At 44.7% G+C, this 26,544-nt stretch carries 19 protein-coding genes; 4 read left to right on the top strand and 15 right to left on the bottom strand.

What is annotated here, in order from left to right:
- Positions 1 to 4: 4 nt before the first annotated feature.
- The 10 genes from KYS23_RS06320 to KYS23_RS06275 form a co-directional block, all read right to left on the bottom strand.
- Entirely contained in the window at positions 5 to 1,312 is a 1,308-nt protein-coding gene (locus tag KYS23_RS06320) for an AMP-binding protein (RefSeq protein ID WP_218398267.1), read from the bottom strand.
- Between the two features lie 16 nt (positions 1,313 to 1,328).
- Positions 1,329 to 3,095 carry an IucA/IucC family protein gene (locus KYS23_RS06315; RefSeq protein ID WP_218418226.1) on the bottom strand — a complete coding sequence of 589 codons (1,767 nt, stop codon included), beginning with the start codon at positions 3,093 to 3,095 and terminating at the stop codon, positions 1,329 to 1,331.
- Entirely contained in the window at positions 3,082 to 4,947 is a 1,866-nt protein-coding gene (locus KYS23_RS06310; protein WP_218418225.1) for an IucA/IucC family protein, read from the bottom strand. The genes KYS23_RS06315 and KYS23_RS06310 overlap by 14 nt, the downstream gene beginning before the upstream one ends.
- A gap of 86 nt (positions 4,948 to 5,033) precedes the next feature.
- Positions 5,034 to 6,407 (bottom strand): MATE family efflux transporter, encoded by a 1,374-nt coding sequence (locus tag KYS23_RS06305; protein ID WP_159533018.1) that lies wholly within the window; start codon positions 6,405 to 6,407, stop codon positions 5,034 to 5,036.
- A 201-nt stretch (positions 6,408 to 6,608) separates the two neighbouring features.
- Positions 6,609 to 7,775, bottom strand: coding sequence for a HupE/UreJ family protein (locus KYS23_RS06300; RefSeq protein WP_218418224.1), 1,167 nt, complete (start codon positions 7,773 to 7,775; stop codon positions 6,609 to 6,611).
- Positions 7,776 to 7,784: 9 nt separating this feature from the next.
- The gene (locus KYS23_RS06295) at positions 7,785 to 8,936 is read right to left on the bottom strand and encodes a hypothetical protein (protein ID WP_159533014.1); all 1,152 of its coding nucleotides are present in this window, start codon (positions 8,934 to 8,936) and stop codon (positions 7,785 to 7,787) included.
- A gap of 79 nt (positions 8,937 to 9,015) precedes the next feature.
- Positions 9,016 to 9,522 (bottom strand): Ig-like domain-containing protein, encoded by a 507-nt coding sequence (locus KYS23_RS06290; RefSeq protein ID WP_159533012.1) that lies wholly within the window; start codon positions 9,520 to 9,522, stop codon positions 9,016 to 9,018.
- A gap of 12 nt (positions 9,523 to 9,534) precedes the next feature.
- Positions 9,535 to 11,115, bottom strand: coding sequence for a DUF4331 domain-containing protein (locus KYS23_RS06285; protein ID WP_159533010.1), 1,581 nt, complete (start codon positions 11,113 to 11,115; stop codon positions 9,535 to 9,537).
- A 157-nt stretch (positions 11,116 to 11,272) separates the two neighbouring features.
- On the bottom strand, positions 11,273 to 11,974 hold the full coding sequence (locus tag KYS23_RS06280) for an anti-sigma factor (protein ID WP_159533008.1): 702 nt from the start codon (positions 11,972 to 11,974) through the stop codon (positions 11,273 to 11,275).
- A complete protein-coding gene (locus KYS23_RS06275; protein WP_218418223.1) occupies positions 11,971 to 12,504 on the bottom strand; it encodes a sigma-70 family RNA polymerase sigma factor in 534 nt (177 codons plus the stop codon). Before KYS23_RS06275 ends, KYS23_RS06280 begins: the two co-directional genes overlap by 4 nt.
- Before the next feature lie 464 nt (positions 12,505 to 12,968).
- Between KYS23_RS06275 and KYS23_RS06270 the strand changes: the two genes are divergently transcribed.
- Complete coding sequence (locus tag KYS23_RS06270; protein ID WP_232370733.1) at positions 12,969 to 13,412, top strand: RDD family protein; 444 nt, start codon at positions 12,969 to 12,971, stop codon at positions 13,410 to 13,412.
- A gap of 141 nt (positions 13,413 to 13,553) precedes the next feature.
- Here KYS23_RS06270 and lptG read toward each other — a convergent pair whose 3' ends face one another.
- Positions 13,554 to 14,615, bottom strand: coding sequence for an LPS export ABC transporter permease LptG (lptG, locus tag KYS23_RS06265; RefSeq protein WP_218418221.1), 1,062 nt, complete (start codon positions 14,613 to 14,615; stop codon positions 13,554 to 13,556).
- The gene (gene lptF, locus KYS23_RS06260) at positions 14,616 to 15,716 is read right to left on the bottom strand and encodes an LPS export ABC transporter permease LptF (protein ID WP_159533000.1); all 1,101 of its coding nucleotides are present in this window, start codon (positions 15,714 to 15,716) and stop codon (positions 14,616 to 14,618) included.
- 261 nt (positions 15,717 to 15,977) lie between these two features.
- Between lptF and pepA the strand changes: the two genes are divergently transcribed.
- Genes pepA through KYS23_RS06245 form a run of 3 tightly spaced genes read left to right on the top strand, consistent with a single transcriptional unit; the run spans position 15,978 to position 20,729 of the window.
- Positions 15,978 to 17,483: a leucyl aminopeptidase gene (pepA, locus tag KYS23_RS06255; protein ID WP_013782779.1), complete on the top strand. Its 1,506-nt coding sequence runs from the start codon at positions 15,978 to 15,980 to the stop codon at positions 17,481 to 17,483.
- 6 nt (positions 17,484 to 17,489) lie between these two features.
- On the top strand, positions 17,490 to 17,915 hold the full coding sequence (locus tag KYS23_RS06250; protein WP_013782780.1) for a DNA polymerase III subunit chi: 426 nt from the start codon (positions 17,490 to 17,492) through the stop codon (positions 17,913 to 17,915).
- Between the two features lie 39 nt (positions 17,916 to 17,954).
- A complete protein-coding gene (locus KYS23_RS06245) occupies positions 17,955 to 20,729 on the top strand; it encodes a valine--tRNA ligase (protein ID WP_159532998.1) in 2,775 nt (924 codons plus the stop codon).
- 130 nt (positions 20,730 to 20,859) lie between these two features.
- On the opposite strand, the gene KYS23_RS06240 is transcribed toward KYS23_RS06245, so the two are convergent.
- The 3 genes from KYS23_RS06240 to KYS23_RS06230 all read right to left on the bottom strand — a co-directional run bounded on the left by KYS23_RS06240 (position 20,860) and on the right by KYS23_RS06230 (position 26,465).
- Positions 20,860 to 23,523: an ATP-binding protein gene (locus KYS23_RS06240; RefSeq protein ID WP_159532996.1), complete on the bottom strand. Its 2,664-nt coding sequence runs from the start codon at positions 23,521 to 23,523 to the stop codon at positions 20,860 to 20,862.
- 34 nt (positions 23,524 to 23,557) lie between these two features.
- A complete protein-coding gene (locus KYS23_RS06235) occupies positions 23,558 to 24,832 on the bottom strand; it encodes an ABC transporter substrate-binding protein (protein ID WP_159532994.1) in 1,275 nt (424 codons plus the stop codon).
- A gap of 142 nt (positions 24,833 to 24,974) precedes the next feature.
- The gene (locus KYS23_RS06230) at positions 24,975 to 26,465 is read right to left on the bottom strand and encodes a sensor domain-containing diguanylate cyclase (RefSeq protein WP_246604311.1); all 1,491 of its coding nucleotides are present in this window, start codon (positions 26,463 to 26,465) and stop codon (positions 24,975 to 24,977) included.
- Positions 26,466 to 26,544 lie beyond the last annotated feature (79 nt).

The following is a 26,544-nucleotide window of genomic DNA, read 5'->3' as shown; positions in this document are numbered from 1 at the left end:
GGGGTTACTCTGCCATCTGTGCTAGTTCGTTTTGGAGCTTTTGGGCACAGTATGCTTCTGCCAGTTTTTTCCGATTCACTTTGCCGTTTGCTAAGCGTTCAATGTGCTCCACTGCATGTAAAAATTGCGGAATTTGGTACGCGGCAAGTTTGTCGCCACACCAAGCCCGAAGCGTATCGGCATCGAGTTTGTCGGTGGTGAAATATAAACAGGCTCGCTGACCCGCCGTGGTGTCGTTTACTTTAAACAGTACGGCATCGGTCACGCTTGGGTGTTCAAGAACAATATCTTCTATCTCTTGTGGGTATACATTTAAACCCGAGACAATAATGGTGTCGTCTTGGCGCGCGATGAAATGCAGCGTCGGTGACACATTTTCTGCATGCTCAAAATAGCCCAAATCTTGGGTATGGATAACGTGTGCCTGATGGCTGGCATTTATTGCAGGTACGGTTATCACTATTTCTTCAGGGTAATTGACGTCATGCCCAGACGATATTTGAATATGAGGCAGAACATGACCAATGCTGGTGTTGGAGGAAGTGATAGGGCCCAAACTGACACATCCAGATTCAGAGCAACCGTATTGTTGGTATAAATGCGTTACTCGTTCACTTACCTTATCGAGTGTTGGTTTCGACATTAAGGTACCAGAAGTCATGGCGGCATAAAGCGTGCTGCTTTTCGGCCACAACATGCTAAGCATACTTAACATCGCAGGTGACGAGTAAAGCAGCGGTTTTTTTGCTGCCAGCAATAACTTCATTATAAATTTGGGGTTGATATTAGTAATAATTGTCGGGCTTTTGCCTCTACCAAGCGCCACTAGCACCCCACATATTAGTCCGTATGAGTGGGTGACTGGGCATGCTACGTAAGGGGTCATAGCGTCAGCATCAGGGAAGTGAGAAATGTAACTGGCTATTTCTACATCTATAGCTACCCAACTTCGTTTTATGCACTTAGGTTCCCCCGTTGTGCCAGAGCTCATTTGAATAAGCCCGGCACGCTGGTCTGCCTCACCTTTATATTCAATAGGAATTGGGGAGTGCATGTCGCCGTAAAACAATACCCCACATTTAGCTCTTCTGGCGCTACGCTTGGCCTGTGTCAGCGGCGTATCTGGGTGAATTGGCATCACTGTAATATCATGGTTTTTAGCGTAGAGGCATAGGGCTAACCATGTAGCGGTATCGTTAAGACAAACGGCAATATTTGCGTGCTTTGCATGCAGTTCGGCAATTGCTGAAAATTGCTGGTAAAAACGTTCGAAATCGTGGGTGGAATAAAATGTGGTATCAACACTTAACATGAAAATCTCCTGCACATTAAAGTGGATGTAAAGGGTTAGGGATAGAGTGGTGAAATTCTTGCGTCCCTTGGCCACTCAGCTTTTTTGCGAGTAGAGATTCAGTTTGAATAGTGGGTGCAAGTAATTTGATTTTTCTTATGCGAGTAGGGCATGGCTTAGTCGTTTTTTCGTAGGCTGATAACACATGACTAACCTGTCGCCAAAACTGGCTTTCTTCATAGTGATAATAGCGATGCATCAACTCGGCTACATCGGTAAGGTTGTATACAAACAACGTATCAACAAAGAGTTCACGCAGTGCATCTACATCTGACATCCAGTAAAATTGATTGTCTGGTGCATGAATGTAATCGTGGTGTAATTTAGCGAAGTGTGGCGTTAGCTCTGGCTGAGCAAGATAGCTGTCGACATACTCTAAACTTTCATGAAAATCCCGCAATACCACCGACGTTGGCCAGCCATTGTCATGCCGTAAATTCATATTTTGTGCATGCGCTTCCACCGCTATGCCGTGTTTAACTAACAAGTGCCACACCGGCACAACCGTTACTTCAAGTAGTTGAGTTAGCCAAGCTTCGCAGCCGTATTTTTTTATCCATGGGTCGATAAAGGGCAAGCCGTCGTGTTCAACCAGAGATAATGCAACAAAGGGAAGGGCGTGCGTAATGCCTGCTTTTAGCGGTTGGCTGTTGCGAAAAATTACGCTAAGACTTGGGGATAATTTGTTCGCCCAATGCCCGGCCCCCACAGTAGTGTCGGGGTGTCGAACTACGATGCCTGCATATTCATTTTGGATAGCAAGGTTTTGCTTTTCTTGGTACCAGCTATCTTGTTTGATAATTGTATCTAACCAGTTCGAAATGACCGGTGCTGTTGTCACTGAATGAGGTTCAATGGTGCGCAAAGAAGATGTATTGACCATGTTCATAGGCAGCTTCACATGCGCTTTGTTTGGTGAGGTTACATTCAGTAACGTTCTCACCGAAATAGTGGCCTGATAACTATCGCCACATTCACCTAAATCAATAACATCCTTGTTATTAATAGGTTGTGTAAGCTCAGATGCTAATGCTTGTCGTTGCCAAGGGTGGATAGGTAGAAAACCATATTCTTGGCCATGTGTGCTTGAAGTATTTAACCGCTGCTGCAAAGTATTTAGGGTTTCATTGCCCAGTTCTTGCTGCCAAAAATGGATGGTTTCCATTGGTAAATTTAGTGCTAAAAAGGCGTGTTTAATGGCCAACCAGTGAAGCTTGAAATGGTTATTTGCTTCTGGGCTATAGTACGCATGATCACTAGTGCTAAAACCTGTGCGGGCTTTGAAACAAGGGTGGTAGGGATGGCCCTCTAAAATGGCTGACTCTAAGGCGGAGTAGTCTAGATGTCGTCGACTCTGCAATTGTGATAAATGCGCATCGTTCCATTCACAAAACCCGATAGTTTGATCTAACTCCTTTAGCAATTGGCGTTTTGTGCTATCACTTGCGGGTAAGTCGTTTACCAAGGTAGGTAAATCAATAGTGGCTGTCTTGAATGGCGCGATTTGTTTTATATAGGTAGCATCTAATCGAATTCGGCCGAAGCTTGAAATGTGGCCGCGGGCGATGTAACGGGTGGCGCCAACTGAAAACCAAAAGCTGCCATTGGTATAGTGGTAAGGAACAAGTTGCTCAAATAGTAATGCTTCAACGAGCTGCTTGATTACACGGGCTTTTGAACGTGAGGTTAGCCCCTTATTCACATGCACTAATGCAGGTCTTTTCTCAATATTAAGCTGATTCAAGGCAAACCTCGAATGTGGTAGCTAGATTGGGGGAGAGGGAAACTGGCGGCGTTAAGCAGTAAAGTGGGTTTTTAATTTGAGTATAAACGGCTTGTTCCATATCAGCTTGTAACTCATCAACGTCATCTACCCGGGTCAGCAAGTTGCCTTTGCAAGGAATAGACTTACGCTCTGTAATGGAGCGTATCAACCCCTGCCCTAGTGAAGATACTTGGGTTAATAGCTTATCTAATTTTATGCGGGCCAGGTTTAGCAGGGTGTCTTCGCCAACTAACCCGTCTAAGCCGAAGCGATTAATGACCGAGAAGAGTTGGTTAATTATCAAGTAGTAGCCAAACCGGTCGAAAATCATATCGTTATCGTAAAATAGCTCTGGGCATTTAATGAGATCGGGCTCTAGCTGCAGTAGCGTGCTTTTATCCGAACTCGAAAGGTAGAATCCTTGATTGTCCCGATAAAAATACGTTTTCGGGTAGCCTTCAGTTAGGTCTAATAGGGAGTTTTGCTGGTGGGCTTCTAGTGCAATACCAAATTGATCGAACAACCTAATGGCTGGCTCTATTGCGCATTGCCAGTAACGGTCGAACCATGAAATGCTTGTTTGATGCAGTGAACGTCCCTCTTGAACAGACAGCGTATGAATAATAGTGGCAAGCTTTGAATGGTCGTTAGGGAGAATAGCGTCTTGCACCAGCGCCGCGATTGATTGTATTCCTCCAATGCCTAATTCTTTCTCGGTTTGCTTAAATGGGTTGTCGCGCAATATCATTTCAAAGCCACTTTCATCCATATCAGGTAAAGAAAGTGATAGGTAAGCGGGGTCGCCAATAACTTGAAACTGTGAATGCAGAGACGAAAAACGTGTTGTACTAAGTAGCTTCGCTAAGGTCACGCCAGCATCAAGCTCATGACCCATATTTATACGCATGGAGTTGGTGATTTTAACTGGAATAGAGACTTTCACCATGAAGTTGAGCTGTTCACAATACAGGGTTCGAACCGACGACGTTGGTGTGAACTTTGCGCCCAGAGGGCCTAATGGGTGTAGTTGCCCAGTGGAAATTAACTGTTGAATGTAATCTTGCTTTAGTAACCATTCTGCTTGAAGTGGGTGAACCGCCACTAACGCCTTGCCCGCTTCACTAAACTGCTTAATCAAAGCAACTTGTTCATCGCCAGCGTCTTGCTCTGCTATACGAAGCACGATGTGTTCTGCGCAAAGTTCAATCGCCGAACTTTGTTTTAGCCATTTTCTCTCTACGGCAAAAAAATGTAGTTTGAAGCTGCCTTTAAGTTCAGGGGCATAATGCGCGTGTTGCCAACGGTGCATACCTTGGCGAGATTTGGGAGTAGGGTGGAGCCAGTGACCAAACAACACCGATTGTTCTGAGTCAATAAAACGAGGGCTTTTTAGTGCGGGATCATCTTTTCTTTCTTGGACATAATCAGCCATTACCTGATGGCTTTCAATAGTGCGTAATGTGAGTTCCAATTCCTGCTCACAAACGTGGGGGGTGTTTGACCGAGCGTAGATTTCTTTAATCAATAGCATGATGGCTGAAATAGAGTCTAGTGGGTGCCATTCCATGCTGTTTGGACGTTGATGGTAAATTCCAGTGAGTTTGTGTCTTCCCACGATTGACCGAAACGCCACACCGAATATCAGCTTTATTTCACTGTGCTGAAGTTGTAATTCCAGCATGAATTTATCGCGGTTTTCTGTATTGAAGCCGCTTACTGACTTCCATTGTGCTATCGAGTGCCAAACCCCTTCATCTATTTCTTTTAAATAGCCGTTAACAAAAGCGTGGTAGGATGCATTATCTGCGATTTGCTTGGCGATTGTGGCCATGCTTTTCTCCCCTTACTCAGACATTAAAATTCCCCGTCATCGTAATGAGAATGATTATCATACTCAAGTTGGTTTACATTTGTTACTTATTCCAAAAGCGTAGTGGGGCGAAATCGATAGCTATATATGAGAGCAAAACTAAAGGTTAGCCATTCGGCAATGGGCAGTGCGATAAGAAATAATAGTGGTGAAGGTGACAGTGACAACAGTGTGCTGTGATAAAAAATAACGTAGAGGAACACCAGCATAGTTGCGGGAAATAAAATACTACGGCATAGCGCCAACAATGCCGATGGCGCGGGTTTATGAATGGCCGTTAGGTAGCACCCTAGAAGAATATTAATGCCATTTACAATGAACACCGGCCACATCAGGCCTATAACGTGACCAACAAGCTCGGTTACCTCGCTGTCCCGTTCATTTAAAAATAAGGTGGTAAGAGGTGCTTGTGCAAAAATCAGTGCACCCGCCAGCAGCAAGCCAGTGAGTAACACACTTGAAAGTGAAATTTTTAGAAATGCGTAAACTCGAGGGGTATTCTTTGCGCCGTAATTCTGGCTAACCAGTAAATGAAGAGCATCCGCCACCCCATAAGACACCATCACGCTAAGAAAAATAAAATAGTTCACTACGCTAAACGCAGCAACACCATTTGCCCCTAACTGTGCAATCAGCAGCCAGTTTAGGAGTAAGAAAAGGGCGCCAACTGATACTTCATTGACGAATTCTGAAACGCCGTTATAGGCAGTGGAAACAATAGCGCGCCAATTTTTCTGCTTAAAGGAAAAGCGTAGGGTACGTTTTTGGCTGAAAAAGTAGGTCATAAGCACCACGCACTGTATAAACTGCGCGATGGCAGTAGCATAGGCGGCGCCCGCTATTCCCATATCAAGGTGCAATATGAATACCCAATCAAGAACAACATTAGTAAGCGCCCCTATGACTAAGGCTTTTGTTCCCAGCACAGGATGACCATCGGTGCGCACAAAATAATAAAGCACCATGGTGCTTAGTTGCAGAATGAACACCCAACGAATAATGGCAAAATACTCGGTTACTAGCGGTTGAATATGTGCAGGTATGTTTAAAATTACGTATAACGTAGGCTCAAGAGCAAAACTTAGCAGTGCGAAACAAAAGTTAACTAGCACAGTGGTTATCAGAGTTTTACTCATAATGTCAGAGGCGGCGGTAGTGTTCCCTTCGCCTAAATACTTGCCTGCAGTTACCGCGCCGCCAATGGCGAGCATCAGTGATATAGCAATAAGAAAGGTTAAATACGGTAATAGCAAACTAACGGCGGCTAGCGCATCTGAGCCGACAATATTTCCCACAAAAATGCCGTCTACAAGGCTAGCGGTGGTAAGTGATAGTAAGCCTATCATTGAGGGAATAACGTAATAGAAAAATGTGGGAATGGTGGGGCCTGCCAGAACCCGATTTTGCTCGCGACTACTCATTGCTTGCTCGTCTGTAAATAATTAACCCTGTGCTAGAAACCTCATTGATGACCAGCGTGTAGGGGCAAAGGTTATGCGGCAGAAACGTGAGGTGCAATCAAGGTTACATTTGTGACATTTGGCGTGACATTCGGTTGACATTCAAAAGCCCCGCTTAACACCAGTGTTAAGCGGTCTGAACAAGGTTTACTGCTATGATCGTTACCAGCGCTGAATCGTCCAGTTAATAGCGATAATCGCAATGACTGATGATAGGAGTGGCATCAAGGTTTTGGCATAAAATGCAAAATGACGCAGCCACAGAAGCAAGGGTAGTAATACTGCCACAATAGCTAACTGACCCACTTCCACACCAATATTGAAAGCAGCCACACTAAGTACCAAGTTATTTGACTGCGCATTTAAATCGGCAAACACGCTGGCGAACCCCATTCCGTGTAATAAGCCAAAGGCAAACGTAATAATGCCTAAACGAACAATTAGCGGATAGATATTATTAAGAGCAGTCAGCAGCACTGAAATAGCGATACCAAGCTCGACTAAACGGCTATCCAACGCAATAAAATTCAGGGCGGTAGCGGTCAGGGTTATAGAGTGCGCTAGCGTGAACGCACTGACTAATATTACAGTGTGCTTTAGTATTCGAGAGGTTGAAGGCTCTTTTTGCCACTGTTTTTGCTCTCTTACCAGGTTAACGGTAAGCAAGGTAGCCACTAAAAACAGGATATGATCGATACCAATGAAGATATGCCATACACCTTCGTACACTAGCGAAATGAACAATGCGGTTAGTGACGTAGTGCTAGCATCGAATGTAACGCTGCGGTTATCTGTATCAAGTACGCTGGTAACAGATGTGTTTTCTGAAATGCTTTGTGAACTGCCTTGTGAACTGCCTTGTGAACGACTTCCTGATTGACCAGCAAGGTTTACGTTCACAAGAAGCTTATGGGTAGGGCTATGTTCAAAAATGCCGTCGTAGTGAATGCCCAATGTGCCAGCTGATCCGCACACAATCTGAATAGGTGAAACTAGATAAGAGTCACCGGAAACACTTCTAATATTTGGCATGCTAAGGCTAATTTTACAGGGTGAGTCGTTTACTCTAATACTTAGCACTTTCGTTATATAACTCTCTAATAAGGGCTGGTTTTGGTGAATCTCACCCCACGTCAATGCGCCATTGCCATTAGTATCTAGTCCAGCTACCTGCCCAATATCATCCGGCTTTAATAACAATTCACCGCTATAGGTATTTTCTTTACCTGCGTTTAGCGTTAAATACCCGCTACTAAGTTCGTGGGCGTTTACTACGCTTACGTTGATAACTAAAAGGGACAATAAAAGACTAACTACAAGTGTTTTCATATATGTTCTTTAATTCAATGCAGATGATGTGGCAACAGCGCTTTCGGCCCGTGCAAGTAACCTAGCGTCACTTCGTGTTTGTGCCGCTTGCCAGTTCAGTCTGGCGAATTTCAGGGCTATAGCAGGTTTATAATCAATATCTAAAAAATAACTAGCCACTTGCGCTGCATGAGACACATCTTCCCGCCAAGTACGTAAGGCCATTCTATCAGCTAATTGCTTTTGAATTTCAGTGTCATGAAGACTTATTTGCCTTTCAGCTTTCGCCCAGCGAAGCAATAAGCCATCGTCTATGTCGTTGTTCGTGCTGTTGGGAATGCGATTAGTAGCCTGAATTGCTGTAAGCCTATTAATGACATCTTTGGGCTTTGAAAGTTTGAGCTTAGCATCAGACCATAGCAGCAATGCGCTTAATGGCAGTTTTTGTGCGTCTAATTTGTTCAGATGTGAAAGCGTAGCTTCGGGTTTATCGAGGGTATAGGCCATTGCAGCCAAAGTTTCGTAGTACCAAAGGCGTTCGCTCGCACTCGCTTGCTCGGCGCGAGTGTTATTAGCATGGTTTTCCACGGCATGGTTTTTTTCAGCAAATGTCTCAATATTTAATAGTTTTTCGTAGCTAGCACTATTAGTATTAAGTGTGAATTCGGCATTCAAAATACATGTGATGGCCAATAAATAACTGGTTTTTCCAATTAATTGTTGGCAAAAGTTCTTGGCCGCAGCGGGGTTACCTTGTTGAATGTTAATATCAGCTAATAGCAATAAAGCCGGTGCATAAAGCGGTGTATTTATTTCGTTTAAAATAGCCTCAGCTTCGCTAAATTGATGTGTGCCTTGTAGCACTTTGGCCTCTAATACCATTAGCTGTGTTTGCGCGCTAGCAGAAAGGGGGGCTTTTTGCTGCTTTTGATAATGAATGAAGCGAATCACCTGTTGTCTTTCATTGCCTGTAGCATCGGGATAACGGCTTTGATTAAGCGCTGTTTGCGCTTGTGCTATGGTCATTTTTGCGTGAGGTTGTGCACTCCATGTGGCAATAACTTTATTGCTAGGAATGTCGCCTGATGTGCCGCTAAGAGACGCTGTATCATCAAATGCCAGCGCCGATGAGCATAATGTAGACAAAGCGCTAAGTGCGATAAGCCGAGTCATTAACTTCATAGTATAAACTCCTAGGGTAGATAAACGTAAAGTCAACAATCTTAAGAAAAAGCAGCGCCTTCCCTGGCGCTACGGCTATTTACTGCTGAGGCAGCAAATCATCAAAACTGCTTTGCTCAGCATCCAGCGTGAACGCTCTTCCATTGACGGGAAGGGGGGTATCAGTCGCTTCTTGGTTAAAAGCATCTCTGGTATAACTTGAAAACGAGACTTGTTGCGCTTCGATGGTGATAGTCACTTCGCCCATGTCAGCATCATTCACACCGTCAGATACACTGAAAACAAAGGAATCAGTTCCCGTAAATTGCGCATTAGGTGTATAGGTAAAATCGCCATCTGCGGTGACCGTTGTGGTTCCGTTTGCGCTGTCGTCGGCTAGCGAATAGGTTAACATGTCGCCGTCAGCATCGTTTGCGCTTAGCATCTCAGTAAATGCGATATCTGCTTGCGTGGTAAACATGGCATCTTCCGCTACCGGCCCCTCGTTTACTTCTGGCGTGTTATCACCGTCGTCACTGTCAAAGCACCCAGTAAGCGCACTGAGTGCACCTACTAAAGCGATACCTTTCAATAGAGCGTTGTTCATAATCTTCACTCCTTATTCAGAACCCGCAATAGGTGTTTTAAGGTAAGGGAATGAGGCATCAGTCATGCTTGCATCCACAGGAGCACCATCAGTAAAAGGAACATTACCTACGCTGGCGTCTTCTTCTGCGCACAAGCCAAGGTTAGTGTCTTCACCGTTCACCGGGATGGGGTAACATAATCGACCCATCACAACACGAAGGGCAATATCTACCACATCATCGCCAGGTCTCCTTCCGTTAGGGAAGCCGGCTAAATCGTCACCTGCCACACCAAAGGCAGACTGTTCAGCCGCGGGGGTTGCTGGAATACCCGTATTCAAGCGAAGCATTTCCGACGCGGTTACTGAGGCCTGTTGATTAACTCCGGGAAAACCAGTTAAAAAGGCGGCAACTAAATCATTTCTTGGGAAATTAGTTGGCGCTAACGTTTCTATTGATGTGCCTAACGTAGTGTTAACCGCATCTTTGAATAAGATATTCAGCAACTCTGGTAGGGCAGGGTGGGTGACATAATCAGCGAACTGACCATCATCACTTGGGTGTGCACTAGAGAACGTATCTTTATCGCCTATACCAATAACAAGCTCGTTAACTAATGGGCTACCTAAGCGAGATACTTGTGTCATCGCGCCGCCATTAACTTCTGGCGATGCAAAGGTAGCATCAGGGTTTAGGATACGTGCTTGTGGAAGACTGGCTGTTGTCCAAGTGCCAACTACGCCATTACCGTCGCCCGTAACACACGCTGAAGGTACTTCAACAGAAATTGAGGTCACATTTTTATCGGCTAAGTCATCGTTATCATCGCTTTGGGTAATCCCGCCTGGAAAGCCACCGCCATCACCTGCGCCCGGGGCGCTGTCGCCTTCAACCGGTACGTAGTTAACCAAATCAAAGGTTTTACCTAGGTTTACCACAAAAGGGTCTTTGCGCTGGCCCACAAATACCCTTGCCATGTCATTACAGCCCGGTATCGAGAATGAATAGATAAAGCTTTCTGCATACCGAGCATATTCGGCTTCGCTCGTGAAGGTTTTATTCCCGATATAATCAAGAGGCTTGGTAAACGTATCGCCAGCACTTGGCGTTAGTGTAGTGCGCTCACCACTTTGCATATCGCCAGAAACCATAGTTAAGCTATACATTTCTGAGAAGTTAGCGGCGCTTTGGTCGTCTGCGCTAACAGGGCCAATGTTCTTTAATGGCACCTTCACCATTTTTTCTTCGCCTGCTGCGCCGATAGGTAACGCTATACCTTCGTTTTCGGCTGCAAGCATAGACTGAAACTCAAAAACAAAACTAACGTCTTCTACTGCATCGCCATCGCTGTCGATATGAATGGTGTATTGCGCGTTAGGATCCATGGCGAAATAATTAGGGCCGCCGTAGGCATCTTGCAGTGGAATGTAATTTGCGATGAAAGTAACGTAGCCCTCACGCCCTTCTTCGTAGCTGTTAAATGCATAAAAGTCGGTACTATCTAAAGCAGGGTGACGAGTAATATTAGGCGCTTCACGGTGGCTTGAAGCCACTGCGCCTGCGGCAATAAGTGCGCAAGAAACTGCAACTACTGAACGTTTAATCGAAATCATATTATGTCTCTTAGTGAGTGAGTTCATAAAGCCAAACGATTCGGATGCACAGTTGGATGCAACTATTTTACTTTTATTTAAAATACTTTTTTCATACACAAAAAAGCCGGCTTGAATGCCGGCTTTCAAAAGTACTTTTTTAGAAATGTCTTCTCTATTACACAGAAACTAGCGGCGCTATGTATAACACTTCAGTAGGTGCACCGGTTTTTGAGCCGCCTGGCGCTTCTAAGCTTACGGCTAGTGCCGCGATTCTACCGTTGAGTAATATGGCATTGGTTGCAAGATGCTCAAGTCCAGATTCGGGTAATAAGCCTAAGGAAATAGGGGCTTCGCCGTTTTCAGGCACCATCCATAACTCATAATCTTTATCGGTAATAGCAGCAAATGCGCTGGTCACTTTTACATCCATGGTAGATTCAGATATTTCTATTACCCACAGCGGCGTATTGTCTGCGTTATTTACAACAGCAACATGAGAAATCTCTTCATCGGCTACCGGTATCATCACTACAAGAAGTACCGCAAATATCATTGCAGCAGCGGTAGACAGAAAGGAGAGATAACGCCATCTAGCCTGCTTTGCTTGTTCAAATTCAACAACGTTCGACACTGGTTTTGTTGAATTGCCGTGATTAAGACGGTGCTGAATTTGTTCCCACACACCGTGAGGTGGCTCTACAGGGGTTATGCCGTCTGAGAAGCCTACCAAGTATTCTTCCCATTTGGCGGTGGTTTCACCTACAATTTGGTACTGCATCAATAGTTTTTGATAGCGCAGACGTGCTTTGCCACGTAAGGTGCCCACCACATATTCGGCCGCGAGTGCGTTTAACCGTTCTTCTTTCAAATAATTCATAATGACAAACACCTTTGTAAGCTTTGAAGGCCACGTCTAATCCAGCTTTTTATAGTGCCCAGAGGCGACGACAAATGGTTCACAACTTCTTGATGGGATAGTCCATTTACATAAGCCAATTGGATTGCTTGGCGTTGGGATTGATCCAATTCATCCAAACATTCCGCTAATTTATTTTGCTCGGTATTCATCCGAACGGTGTTAGAAGACTCATCCAATTGAGGCGCTTCGTTATCTAGTGATACTTCATTTCTCAGATTGTGATAGCGTATTAAATCTAATGCACGGTAGCGAGCAATACTGACCATCCACGTCAACACAGTACCTTTACCTCGTTGGTAACTGCCAGCGTTATGCCATATTTTGATAAACGCATCTTGGGTAGCTTCGTCGGCTAGTTCCGGCCGCTTCAAAAGCTTTAACACCACAGCATATAGCTGAGGGCTAGTTAATTTATATAGCTCAGCAAAAGCGGCTTTATTGCCATTCGCTGTTTCACACAGTAGGGGAAACAAGGTTTCATGTTCCATAAAGTATCCTTCTTTACCGAGCCATAAATGGCATTTAGAAATTAAATGGCCTTAAGCTTCGGAACTCTGATCAGGGCATAGACACAAGAATTTTTCGATCGATTGTTTGTGTTTACATGTTATTAAACGTTTGCCGTCTTTAATTAGATGCAAAAAGTATAAATATTCTTTGTGCTCTTCACCCTACACGCTATTTCTAACCGGTAATGGCTTAGCGATTCACAATACTAAGTATTAAAACTAGCCCTGTTTCACTATCGGTTATTTATGCATTGTCTGGGTTGTGGCACACTAGCGCGGTATAGAACTGTATCGGAAGTATTTTGAACAAAAGTCACAACAAAGCGTCACGTGCTGCACGCAATGCAAAAAAAGCGAATAAGCGTGAAAAACTCACCGAAAATGAAGCTGTCGAATTAACCCCTTCCTCGGAGCGCGCAGGATTTATTCGTCGTTTAGCTGCCATGATATACGATACGCTAGTGGCCGTTGCGGTAGGTATGTGTGCGGCGATGGTGGTAATAGTGACGCTTATTGTACTGCTTTCAAATGGTATATTGGATTTGCAAGGCTACGAGCAACCCGCTGAATTAATTCAGGCATCTACTGGGTACAAGTTACTGATTCAAATATGGGTTGGCTTGTGGGTGGTTGGTTTCTTTTTATGGTTTTGGAAGCGAGGTGGGCAAACCTTGGGTATGCGTGCATGGCGACTTCGTATCTTCAGCACCGTAGATGCGCCTATGACATGGCCGCGTTTGCTCATTCGTTTAGTGGCTTCATTAGGGGGCTTAGGCACGTTGTTGGTATTGTTTGATTTTAAGCATAAGCAGTCTTTGCAAGATAGATTGGCGCAAACTCAAGTGCTTAAATTGACTAAAGAAAGTAACGATCACAAAAGCTGGTAAGCAAAAGCGCTAATACAAATAAGAAAGGGAAGCTAGGCTTCCCTTTTTTGTATCCAGTGTTGAAACGGCGGAGCCTATTGCGTCTGATGATTCAACCAAACGCTTAATTCAAGCGATTAAAATTAGACGACTCAAAATACGCTACTTTCTCAGCATGATGGCGGCGATGGCCGCAAACAATAGGCTAGGTAGCAAAGCGCCTAAGAACGGTGGAATTTGATATACCAAACTAAGCGGCCCAAACACTTCATTTAAAATAAAGAAGCCAAAGCCGGTCAGTACGCCCATGATCACCCTGGCACCCATAGTAACACTGCGCAGTGGCCCAAAGATGAACGACAAGGCCATTAATAGCATTACCCCTACCGAAACAGGTTGTAATATTTTGCGCCACAATGCCAATTCATAACGTGATGGATCTTGCCCATTATTGGCTAAATAGCCCACGTAATCCAATAGTCCAGAAATAGATAGGGCCTCAGGCTTTACCGCAACAATACTCAACTTATCTGGCGTTAATGTCGAGTTCCATTGCATACTTTTTTCGTTATCTAACGTTACCGCGGTTTCACTAAAACGAGTAACGTCCACATCGCTTAAGCGCCACTCACTACCATCGAAATTACCCGATTTAGCATAGGTAATACTTTCAAGTGAAAGGTCGTCGTTAAAATCAAAAATGTTGATATCTTTTAGTGAATCGCGGCTTAATACTTCACCAATACTCACGAAGTGCTCGCCGTCTTTGGCCCAAACCAATTGCTCTGAAGAGAACAAACTTCCGCCTGAAATGGCCTCGGTGCGAATTTCTTTTGCTTTTGATTCACTGAACGGGGTTACCCATTCACCCACCGCCATCACCAGTAAAATCATGATGGTGGCAGACTTCATGGTAGAGACAATAATATTCCATCTACTCATGCCCGCGGCTTGCATAACAACAAGCTCACTGTTGCTGGCAAGTACACCCATACCAATTAATCCTCCGAGCAGGGTTGCCATGGGGAAAAACTGTTCTAAATCTCTTGGTAAACTTAGGACTACGTAAAGGAACGCCACCATCATGTCGTAGTCGCCTTCACCCACTTTACGCAGTTGCTCTACGAATTTAATAAGTGCGCTTAACCCAATGAGGACCGATAAGGTAACGGTTACCGTGCCTAACAGCGTGCGAGCAATATATAAATCGAGGATTTTAAACATCTACTTTTTCCCCAATATCCAGGCCCTAAATTGGGTGCCTGTTTTTCTGTCTCGCACAATCAAGGCAACACCAATTATCAGCATGATGGTATGCACCCACCACAATCCAAGTTGAGGGGGGATTTTGCCGTCTTCTAGTACCCGTCTGCTGGCTAATAACAATAAGAAGTAGCCAAGATAGAGCAGTATAGCCGGGAACATTTTTCCAAATCGGCCTTGGCGGGGGTCAACGGCGCTCAAGGGCACCGCAATAAGTATCAAGAAGGGCAACGAAAGAGGAATAGCGATACGCCATTGCAACTCTGCGCGGGCTTCTATTGATTCGTCACCCCATAATTCGGTAGTAGGTAAAACGCTAACCTTGCGTCTTGCTTCCTCTGCAGGCTTATCGGCTATTTGAATTTGGTATTCATCGAATTCTACCTTGCGGTAGCTTTTTTGCGACTGCTGACCTTCGTACTGCACCCCTTGTTTTAACACCAAGTTTCGGGTGCCATCAGGGTTACTGGCTACTTGCCCTGTTTGCGCGTAAACCACTTGAACCTGATTTTCACCATTTTCAGTTTTATTTTGCGATAAAAACACGCGGCGCAATTGGTCTTCCGTATCAATGTCGTGAACAAAAATAACTGCTTTGGCATTACCGGTTTGTTGGAATCGACCAGGAATAATGGCAGAAAGACCTGCCTCGTTTCGGGCTTTTTCCCTCAGTTGGTATTCGTTTTCAGCCGCCATAGGGGCAAAATAGAGGGTAATCGCCCCCGTTACTATCATAATGAGTACCGATAAGAACAACATCACGCGGGTGATGTACCACTCACTGATACCGCATGCACGCATGACAGTCATTTCGCTGTCTACATACAGTCGCCCATGGGCCAGCATAATGCCTAAATAAGCACTTATGGGCAGCACGAGTGATGCGAGAATAGGGGCGTATAGCCCAAGAAAGCCAAGTACTAGTCCTGCTGGTATATCGCCGTCTGAGGCATCACCGAGTACACGTACAAATCTAAGGGTGACAAATATCGCCATTAGAATGAAAAATATGGCTAACTGAGACTTAAGGGTTTCCTTAAGCAAATAGCGGAATATCAACATCTCAGTCCTACCGGAAACTTTGGAATTTTAGTGAAAGAAACCACAATTTTGAGTAAACTTACCGTTTTTACAAGTTTTGCCTGCAATCATAAAATTAATTGCATGGTGTGGCGAAGCAAAATTGACATAATTTACGTCAACATTGCGTCATTCGCAGCTAGCATGCAAGTATGGCTGCGTATTAAAACATAAAGCAGCGCGAAACGTTATGTGAATTTAGTCAGCATGCAAATCTTAAACGACGAAAAACGAGGTGATATCGTGGAGTTTAGTGTAAAAAGTGGCAGTCCGGAAAAACAACGCAGTGCCTGTATTGTTGTCGGGGTCTTCGAGCCGCGCCGCCTTACCGCGGTGGCTGAACAACTAGACGAAATCAGTGAAGGCTATATTAGCAACTTATTACGCCGCGGCGACCTAGAAGGTAAAGCCGGGCAAATGCTATTGCTGCACCATGTACCGAATGTACTGAGTGAGCGCGTATTACTAGTTGGTTGCGGAAAAGAGCGCGAACTTGATGAGCGCCAATACAAGCAAATTATTGCCAAAACCATTACTACCCTAAACGAAACGGGCTCGATGGAAGCGGTGTGTTTCTTAACGGAATTACACGTTAAAGGTCGCGACACTTATTGGAAAGTGCGTCAAGCCGTAGAAGCTACCGAAGATTCTTTGTATACCTTTTTGCAACTTAAAACCAAGAAAGGTGAGCCACGTCGTCCGTTGCGTAAAATCGTATTTAACGTACCTACACGTCGCGAACTCACCGTGGGTGAGCGTGCAGTAGAGCACGGATTAGCCATTTCACGCGGTGCCAAAGTAACCAAAGATGTGGCTAACATGCCGCCAAACATTTGTAACCCTGCCTATTTGTGGGAACAAGCCCAGTCTTTAGCCAGCCAGTACGACAGCGTTAGCGCTGAAGTAGTAGATGAAACACAAATGGCTGAACTGGGTATGCAAGCCTATTTAGCCGTGGGTCGTGGTTCTGCGAACGAAAGCATGATGAGTATTATGCACCATCGTGGTGGTCCAGCCGATCAAGCACCTATTGTGCTGGTGGGTAAAGGTCTTACGTTTGACTCAGGTGGTATTTCAATTAAGCCTGGCGAAGCCATGGATGAGATGAAATACGACATGGGCGGTGCAGCTGGTGTGCTAGGAACCATGCACACCATTGCAGCGCTAAACCTGCCTATAAACATTATTGGTGTGCTAGCTGGCTGTGAAAACATGCCAGATGGTACGGCTTATCGCCCAGGCGATATCTTAACCACCATGTCAGGGCAAACGGTTGAAGTATTAAATACGGATGCAGAAGGACGCTTGGTACTGTGTGATGCGTTAACCTACGTTGAGCGCTACGAGCCTGAGCTGGTGATTGACGTGGCTACCTTAACCGGTGCCGTCATTATTGCGCTTGGCCACCATGCTACCGGTGTAATGAGCACACATAACCCGCTTGCCCATGAACTGCTAAATGCGTCTGAGCAAAGTTCAGATCGCGCATGGCGTTTGCCAGTGTGGGATGATTACCAAGAACAGCTTGAAAGCCCGTTTGCTGATATGACTAACTTAGGTGGTCGTCCGGCAGGCAGTATAACGGCAGCGTGTTTCTTGTCTCGTTTCACCAAGAAATATAATTGGGCGCACTTAGATATTGCTGGTACTGCATGGCGCAGTGGCAAGAACAAAGGTGCAACAGGGCGACCTGTTCCTATGTTATCGCAGTTCTTAATGAACCGCGCTGGCACTAAGTTAGAGGACTAACGCACGATGCCTCAAGTCGTGTTTTATCAACTGAGCGCAGGCGACACCAGTGTGGCGTCTCGCGCGAGCGAACTTATTGCAGATGCTTTTGCCAACAAGCAAAAGATAAGCGTGTTATGCGATACGCAAAAGCAAGCCGAAGAAGTTGATGAATTTTTATGGCAATTGCCAGCCAATCGCTTTGTTCCCCACAACCTATATGGCGAAGGGCCACAAAGCGGCACACCGGTGGAAATTTGTTGGCAACCCGAGCAGGTTGCCCGCCGTCAAATGGTGGTTAATGTTGGTTCGGGCATGGTGCCTTCGCCAAATCAACATCGCCAAATTATCGATTTTGTTCCCGTAGACGACGAAGCCAAACAGGCTGCGCGGGTGCGATATAAGAACTACCAGCAAGCCGGATGTAATATGCAGTTTAAGAAAACTGCGTAGTGATCACATCAAAATCGGGCTTCACAACGAGAGTAAGTAATGGATAAAACCTTCGAACCACAGTCCATTGAGCAGCAATGCTATGAAAAATGGGAAAATTCGGGCCTTTTTAAAGCATCGGGCAGCGGCGATCCGTATTGTATTTTGCTTCCACCGCCAAATGTTACCGGTAGCCTTCACATGGGGCACGGTTTTCAACAAACTATAATGGATGCCTTAACCCGCTATCGCCGCATGAAGGGTGACAACACCCTATGGCAAGTGGGCACCGACCACGCGGGTATTGCTACCCAAATGGTAGTAGAACGCCAATTAAATGCAGAAGGCAAGACTCGTCATGACTTAGGTCGTGAAGACTTCATCAAAAAAGTCTGGGAATGGAAAGAGCACAGTGGCGGCACTATTACAGGGCAAATGCGCCGTTTAGGCACATCACCTGATTGGTCTCGTGAAGTGTTCACCATGGATGACAAGTTGTCTGATGCGGTAACCGAAACTTTCGTGAAGCTTCACGAAGAAGGCTTAATTTATCGCGGTAAGCGTTTGGTTAACTGGGATCCTGTACTGCACACCGCAGTGTCAGATTTAGAAGTACTAAACGAAGAAGAAGATGGCCACATGTGGCACATGCGCTACCCACTTGCTGATGGCAGTGGTGAGTTAGTGGTTGCTACTACTCGTCCAGAAACCATGTTAGGTGATACCGCTGTTGCGGTACACCCTGATGACGAACGATATCAAGCTTATATTGGTAAAGATATTAAGCTGCCTATTACTGGCCGTTTAATTCCAGTGATTGCCGATGATTATGTGGATCAAGAGTTCGGTACTGGCTGCGTTAAAATAACCCCAGCCCACGACTTTAACGATTACGACATGGGTAAGCGTCATAGCCTACCGATGATCAATATATTAACTGATGATGCGAAAATTAATGATGAGTCGCCAGAGGCTTATCGCGGCTTAGACCGTTTCGACGCACGTAAGCAAATTGTGGCCGACTTGGACGCCCAGGGCGCACTCGTTAAAATTGAACCACATAAGCTTAAAGTGCCTCGCGGCGACAGAACCGGCGCGGTTATTGAACCTTACCTTACCGACCAATGGTATGTTGCGGTTGAATCACTTGCCAAGCCTGCTATTGAAGCGGTTGAAAGCGGCGAGATTCGTTTTGTACCAGAAAACTGGAACAAAACCTATTACCAGTGGATGCACAACATTCAAGATTGGTGTATTTCACGGCAGTTGTGGTGGGGACACCGCATTCCTGCATGGTATGACGACAACGGCAACATTTACGTGGGTCGTACTGAAGCAGAAGTGCGTGCTAAAAACAGCTTGAGCGACGACATTGCGCTTCGCCAAGATGATGATGTACTCGATACCTGGTTCTCATCTGCACTATGGCCGTTCGCGACCATGGGCTGGCCTGAAAAAACGCCTGAACTAGAAACCTTCTTGCCTTCATCGGTATTGGTAACTGGCTTCGATATTATTTTCTTCTGGGTGGCTAGAATGATCATGATGACGAAGAAGTTCACCGGCCAAATTCCGTTTAAAGATATTTATATTACCGGTCTTATCCGCGATGAGAACGGCGATAAAATGTCAAAATCGAAAGGGAACGTACTTGACCCTATCGACCTTATTGACGGTATTGACCTAGAAACGCTAGTGAAGAAACGCACCTCAGGCATGATGCAGCCAAAACTAGCTGAAAAGATTGAGAAGCGTACGCGTAAGCAATTCCCTGATGGTATTCATGCCTATGGTACAGATGCACTTCGCTTTACCTTTGCTGCAATGGCGTCCACCAGCCGTGATATCAACTTTGATATGGCGCGGGTTGAAGGCTATCGTAACTTCTGTAACAAAATTTGGAATGCATCACGCTTCGTACTGATGAATGCCGAAGAGCATGACACAGGCCGTGATGGCGGCGAAATGGTATTAAGCATTGCTGATCGCTGGATTTGGGCTAAGTTCCAACAAACCCTCGTCGAGTTTGAAAAAGCATTAGAAGACTACCGTTTCGACATTGCTGCGCATATTGTGTATGAGTTTACTTGGAACCAGTTCTGCGATTGGTACTTAGAACTTACAAAGCCAGTACTTAGCAACGAAGCCAGCAGTGAAGCTGAAAAACGTGGTACACGCCATACGTTAATTAACGTATTGGAAAACTTGCTACGTTTGTTGCACCCGTTAATGCCATTTATTACCGATACTATTTGGCAGCGTGTTGTGCCATTAAGCGCGCTTCAGGTTGAAGAGAATGCAAGCATTATGGTGCAAGCATTCCCAGTACAAGATGCCGCTAAACAAGATGAGCAAGTACTTGCTGATATTGAGTGGGTGAAGAAGTTCATCGTGGGTATTCGTAATATTCGCGGCGAAATGGATATATCTCCAAACAAACCGCTTAATGCCTTACTTAAAAACGTAAGTGCTGAAGATAGCCGCCGTTTAGAGGCTGCTAAAGCCTTCCTAGACAAGTTGTCTAAGCTCGAGACTGTTACGATACTAAAAGACGGTGAAGAAGCACCAGCGAGCGCAACGGCGCTAGTGGGTGAAATGGAAATACTAATTCCAATGGCGGGTCTTATCGACAAAGATGCCGAGCTCGCGCGTATCACGAAAGCCATGGATAAAGTGGATAAAGACGTTTCACGTACACGCGGAAAGCTGGGTAACGAGAAGTTTGTAAGTAACGCCCCAGACGCCGTGATTGAGAAAGAGCGCGGTAAGCTGGAAGAAGGTGAGAAGCAACTCGAAAAGCTAAAAGCGCAATACGAGACTATTGCTGCTTTATAGGTGCGCTATTTAAGGAGCGGCTTAATAAGCCAGGGCTAGCAAGCCAATTGATAAAGGGTTGTCGAAAGACAACCCTTTTTGTTTGGCCGTCAATCAGGAAACGGTGCAAAGTGTAAGAATCTCTGCGTTTTTAATGTTTCATGTGCAGCTTTAACATATCAACCAAAGCTTTGCGTTTAATTGGCTTCGTGAGATAGTCGTTCATGCCCACATCGATAGCGCTTTGTTTATCTTCTTTCATGGCATTGGCCGAGAGCCCAATGATGGGAAGGGTAGTAAAGCCCGCTTTTCTTAGGGCTTTTGTAGCCTCATAGCCATCCATTACGGGCATTTGGACATCCATCAATACTAAATCATAATGGGGGGCGTTTTCTATTTTACGCACCGCTTGATTGCCATCTTCCGCTATATCAAACGTAATCCCTAACATTTTAAGCATTTCACCGGTAACAATCTGATTTATATTGTTATCTTCAACCAACAAGATATGTCCTTCTAAACTAACATCTTCAATAACATCCGCACTGTTGGTTGTGGCTTGTCGTGTTTCATTACTGACTACCATAGACATGAAATGTTCAAATTGTGCAGGCGTAAAGGGGTGCATAATAAGCGGGCCTTTCCACAGGCTATTGTACTTATCTTGTAGCGCACTCCCTACGGTATCCATGATCAAGCCAACATGAGTTCCTTGCGCTGCTAACTCGTGTAACCAGCGGACATTTTCCTTAAACACACTAAAGCTAGGAATATCAACAATAAGGTGTTTAGGCAGAGCATCGAGCGATTGGGCGGCGCTAATGTCCATGATATTGGATTGGCTAATTTGTATTATCGACTGATAGATATCTGGTAGCAGAGGCGAAGAAGTTAAGTACATACTGGACGTGGGCAACTGAGGTGTAAGGTCAAAAATACCAGGCTGATTCTTAAATACACGAAGAGGCAACGATATAGTAAAGGTACTGCCTTTTCCTTCCACTGAAGTGGCTGATAATGAGCCACCCATCAAGTCGGTGAGTTGTTTTACAATGGTTAAACCCAGGCCGGTTCCCCCATACTTGCGATTGGTCGCGTCATCCGCCTGAGTAAAGGGGTTAAAAATACGAGCAAGTTGTCGCTCACTCATACCAATACCTGAATCTTCAATGATCATTGTTAGGGAGAGTAAGTTACCTTTATCGTTAATACTGCCATTAAACCGAATGCAGATTTCTCCTTGCTCGGTAAATTTCACCGCATTACTTCCAATATTCATTATGATTTGAGCAATACGTAGCGGGTCGCCAATAACTTGCGGCACAATGGAAGGTGACACAATGAAGCGAACGGCTAAGTTCTTTTCTTTGGCTTTAAGGGCAATAACAGCAATGAGGTTATCGAATAGCGAATGAAGGGAAAAGCTGACTTCTTCAATTTTAAGTTTGCCGGCTTCAATTTTTGAGAAATCTAAAATATCATTTATAACACTCATTAAAATTTGGCTTGAATAGGCGGCTTTATCAAGATAACCACTTACAATATCAGGCACTGGATGTTGCTGAGCAAGTTCTATTAAACCAATAATACCATTCATGGGCGTGCGAATTTCATGGCTCATATTGGCTAAGAAAATACTCTTTGAGGCGGTTGCTCGCTCTGCTTTTATCTTACTTTCAGTGAGTTCTGAGTTTAAAGATGCCAACCTGCCATTTAGTTCACGGGCTTCCGATAGTAAGCTTTCCGTTTGCTTGTTTTTGTCACTAAATACATGGGCAGCGCGAGCAAGATTCCCAATTTCGTCGTTACGGCTATTGCCTGGAATACTCGAAATATTCTGGCCTTCAGAAAGCCGATTGAAAACTTCGGTAATGGTGCGAATAGGGCCTAAGATACGGTAGGCCGTAAATATGGCAGCGGTGAGGGTAAGTAGAATGGAGACCAGAGAAAATATCTCACCATTACGTCGTGTTTCTTGCGCTACCAAATAGGTGTTATGAGCAATAGATTCGGTTTTCGACGTTACTTGGTTGGCAAGTTCGCCACTTAAATATAAAAATTCATTCGCTGAACCTGCCATAACGACATTAACCAAAAACAAATTCCCTTGGGTGATTTGTGTCAGCTTGAATAAGTCTGCTTCTGCCTTTTCTAGTAAATCATTAACTTGGCTATGAAGTGTCTGGTTGTCTATTGTGATAGCTTTGATTGCAGTAATAGCTTCATTGAATTGAGTAATTAACGCCATATCAGGCTTCATCAGATAGCGAAGGATTGCGTTTTCCGCCATAGCAATATGGAAGTTAAGTTTATCGATGGTACCTTGAGGAAGCGTGAAGTTCTCGTTTGCAGTATCAAATAAGCGCTTAACTGCCAGCAAATCTGACAATGACCCATCAATGATTAAATCGTCTTTTCTTGAACGAGCATCAATAACCTGTCGGAAATTTTCTTGGTAGGCACTAAGATGTTTATGCATTCGAGACAGCACATAGGTATCGTCAATTTCACCGCTTTGAGTAACAGGATCGGCGAGCTCTTCTAACCTTTTGTTGATAGAGAGCATCAACCTTTCGAATCGCGTTACCGCAGATTGACTCGCATTTTCTTTGTAGATAAGTACATTACGCTGTAGGTCGATAACGTCTCTTTCGAGCTCTTTCACTATGCCCACATCAACCACAGCACGACTTGAGGCCGCCATACCGCGGCTTAAAACAGATTGGTTCTCCCTAGCAATATACCCTTGTACTAAGAGCAGGGCGACTAAAGCAATTAATACGAGAATAAGTTGCGTTCGAATCGAGGTCAGCATAGCTACTATTGTGCCTTTGACTTAGCCAATTTGGCTAAGACGTAATAAATTCATACCATTTTTGGAGGCTATATTCGTAGGTAGGCATGACCGTATTCCATACCGCAATATTACTAAACCTATCTTCATAGCTTCCACCTGAGCGCTGTTCACCTTTTTGAACACTAACCTTTCCTGCAGGACCTTTTAGGCTTTCGCTTGCAGGTAAGCCTTTGTACCAATAATTCCACTCGGCTTGCGACAAATACTTTGCGGAGCGCTCTGGGTTAGAGATGTAATAGCCCTGGCGAGCAATAAATGCGCCTGGCCAGCCGGACAACCACCAATTCATATATTCATAAGCAACATCTTTGCTCCTGCTTTGTGCGGCGGAGGATAAACACATTACACCATGCCAGCCTCGGTAACCTTCTTTGGGAGCGGCAAATTTAACTGGAATATTTTGGCTGTTTAAGGCTGATACCGCAGGAGAGAACATGCTTTCTATAGAGACACGTTGGCTTTTCATAAATTGAACTGATTCAGGCACCGACGTCCAAAAGCCACTGAAGTGATTTAATTGGGATAACTCAATAAGAATACTGAATAAGTTATCTAGCTCTTGTGTGGTCATTGCCCCTATATTTTCAAACGATATATAGCCTTTTGCTTGTGCAGCTAAGGCTAAGTCGAAAAGTCCAATGGTGGGGTCATTCACGATCCCCACTTTGCCAGACAACCGGCTATCAAGCAGCCACCCCCAACTTTCCTCTTGGTTTTTAAGTTGCTCAGGAAATTGCGACGTATTGTAGCCAAAAGAATCTACGTTGTGCACATAGGGAAGGAAGCTAATGGTGTCTGTATGTTCAACACCCAAACTACCATCAGCTTGTACGTTAATAATTTTATGGGGAGCATCACCAGCGCCTAGTCGTGCTGCTTCTGTTACTTTACCTGTTTTGGTTAAATCGTTTATTTCATCCCAATAAGTAAGTTTTTTCTTTTCGATCGGCTGAATAGCTTTTGAACGCCACAAAACATTAATGCTGTTTGACCACTGTTCATATAAATCAAAGGCACTAGGGTCCATTGATGCTCTTTGAAGTACGGTGGCGCTTCCACCAGGCTGAAATTGAATATTAATGCCTAAATCAGCCATGGCGTGTTGACGGATTTCTTCTTGCAGCGTGACATGGGTACCCATGACTCTTAACGTTGGTGTTGGCTTTCCTATTGCAAAAGGCGCTACTCCGGCAGATACTCCCAGCGCAGCCGCTCCTTTGATAAAACTACGCCGAGGGCGAGAAGATAAACGTTGGCTGGGTGGCATTAGAACGGTTCCAGTTGTTCTTTATAATATTTTTATTCTGGCATCGATTTTAGATATTTACCAAGTTATTTGCCAAAGCCAGCGAAGCTTTAGACCAAAGAACGATAAAAATGAATTCATCATACTCGTTTAGGTTGTGCCACTAATTGAGTGAATTGGATTCCGTTTTATATTGTCTTACCAAGCTAACCCGATTTCTCCCTTCCCGTTTAGCGCGGTACAGCGCCTCATCAGCCTTGCTCATCATCTCTTTTGTTTCAGTGGGGTTTACCTCGCTGACATAATAAGCACCAATACTGATAGTTACCTCATAACCCTTTAGCGCAGGAAGCGTGCTTGAAATTGATTCAACCCGCTTTCTGAGTCTATCAAGAATATTCTTAGGATCATGGGAGCCTGGTAATATCATACAAAAAGCAAACTCTTCTCCGCCTACTCTTCCTACACCATCTTCTTGGCGGAAAAATTGTTTCATTGACTTCGCAACAGCCACTAATACATCATCACCAAACGCATGACCGAAGGTATCATTGATTTTCTTAAAGTGGTCAACATCGGCAATGCCGATTAATAGAGAATGGCCGTGGCGATGAGCAAAGTGCGTAGATTTATCTAGTGCCTCTTCAAAGGCACGCCTATTCGGAATGTCGGTGAGAGGGTCAAAATAAGCGAGTTTTTCAAGTTTCACGTTAACGTTACGAAGCTCTCTGGTACGTTGAGTTACCAAGTCTTCTAAATTTTCTCGAATACTCTTTAGCTCAAAATTACGGTTATTCAGTTGCTCGGCGTGAAACTTAACGGCACTTACGTCTCGCTCGACCGAAGCGAAGTGGGTGACTTCTCCCAGCTGATTTTTGAGTGGAAAAATACTCATTTCAACCCAGTAGGGGGTGCCGGTTTTAGTATAATTAAGTAGTGTTTCCGTTATTGGCTTGTTCTCTGCAAGTGCACAGTGAATGCGAGAGGTAGCTTCTTTGTCTGTCAGTGTACCTTGAAAAATCCGTGGCGTTTCACCCATTAGCTCTTCTCTAGAATATCCCGTAAGCTTACAAATGGCATCGTTCACGTAAATGATTTTGGGTGATAAAGGTCCCTCGATTGATTTCGCCTCGGTAACAATAATCATATCTTGTGCGCTTTGCACAATATCGAGGAATGAAAACGCTGCAATTTTTTCGGTGATTTCGGTAAAGTAAACCACCACAAAACCTGCACCCTCGGATTTTTCCGGATAAGCACTGACATTTAACCAACAGATCTCTCCGCTGTTATCATTGACTAAGCCAATAATTTCATCAGTAATCGAGACATTTAGCGACGTCACTTTGTTTACCGGATATTCGTCGGGGTGAAGACGGCGATTTTGCCTGTCTACCAACTCCCACCCATCTTCTAGCAGATGCCGGCTTTGTAAACGTTCAAGTGACGTTTTAAATAGCTTCATAGCTGCAGGGTTCACGTAAACAATCTGCGAATCCCAAGAATGTATCACTACGCCAATATGCGCATGTTCCAAAAGGTTGATCAGGTTTACATTTTCAATTTTCATCGCACGTATACCATCTAGACTTAACATATCGATGTAGCTGCCAACCGGTAGCCACTTTCGTAAGTCATTATGCGGCCAAATCATATTGCATAATGCTTATTTTTTGTTCTACTACTTTAGTATAGTGATAAAAGGATAAAGCGCCGCCTTTCAATGAAAGTCT

The organism is Alteromonas lipotrueae (assembly GCF_019249255.1).
In the GTDB taxonomy this organism is placed as follows: Bacteria; Pseudomonadota; Gammaproteobacteria; order Enterobacterales; family Alteromonadaceae; genus Alteromonas; species Alteromonas lipotrueae.
Note: the sequence above shows the minus strand (reverse complement) of the source record. Positions and strands in the feature narration are given on the sequence as shown.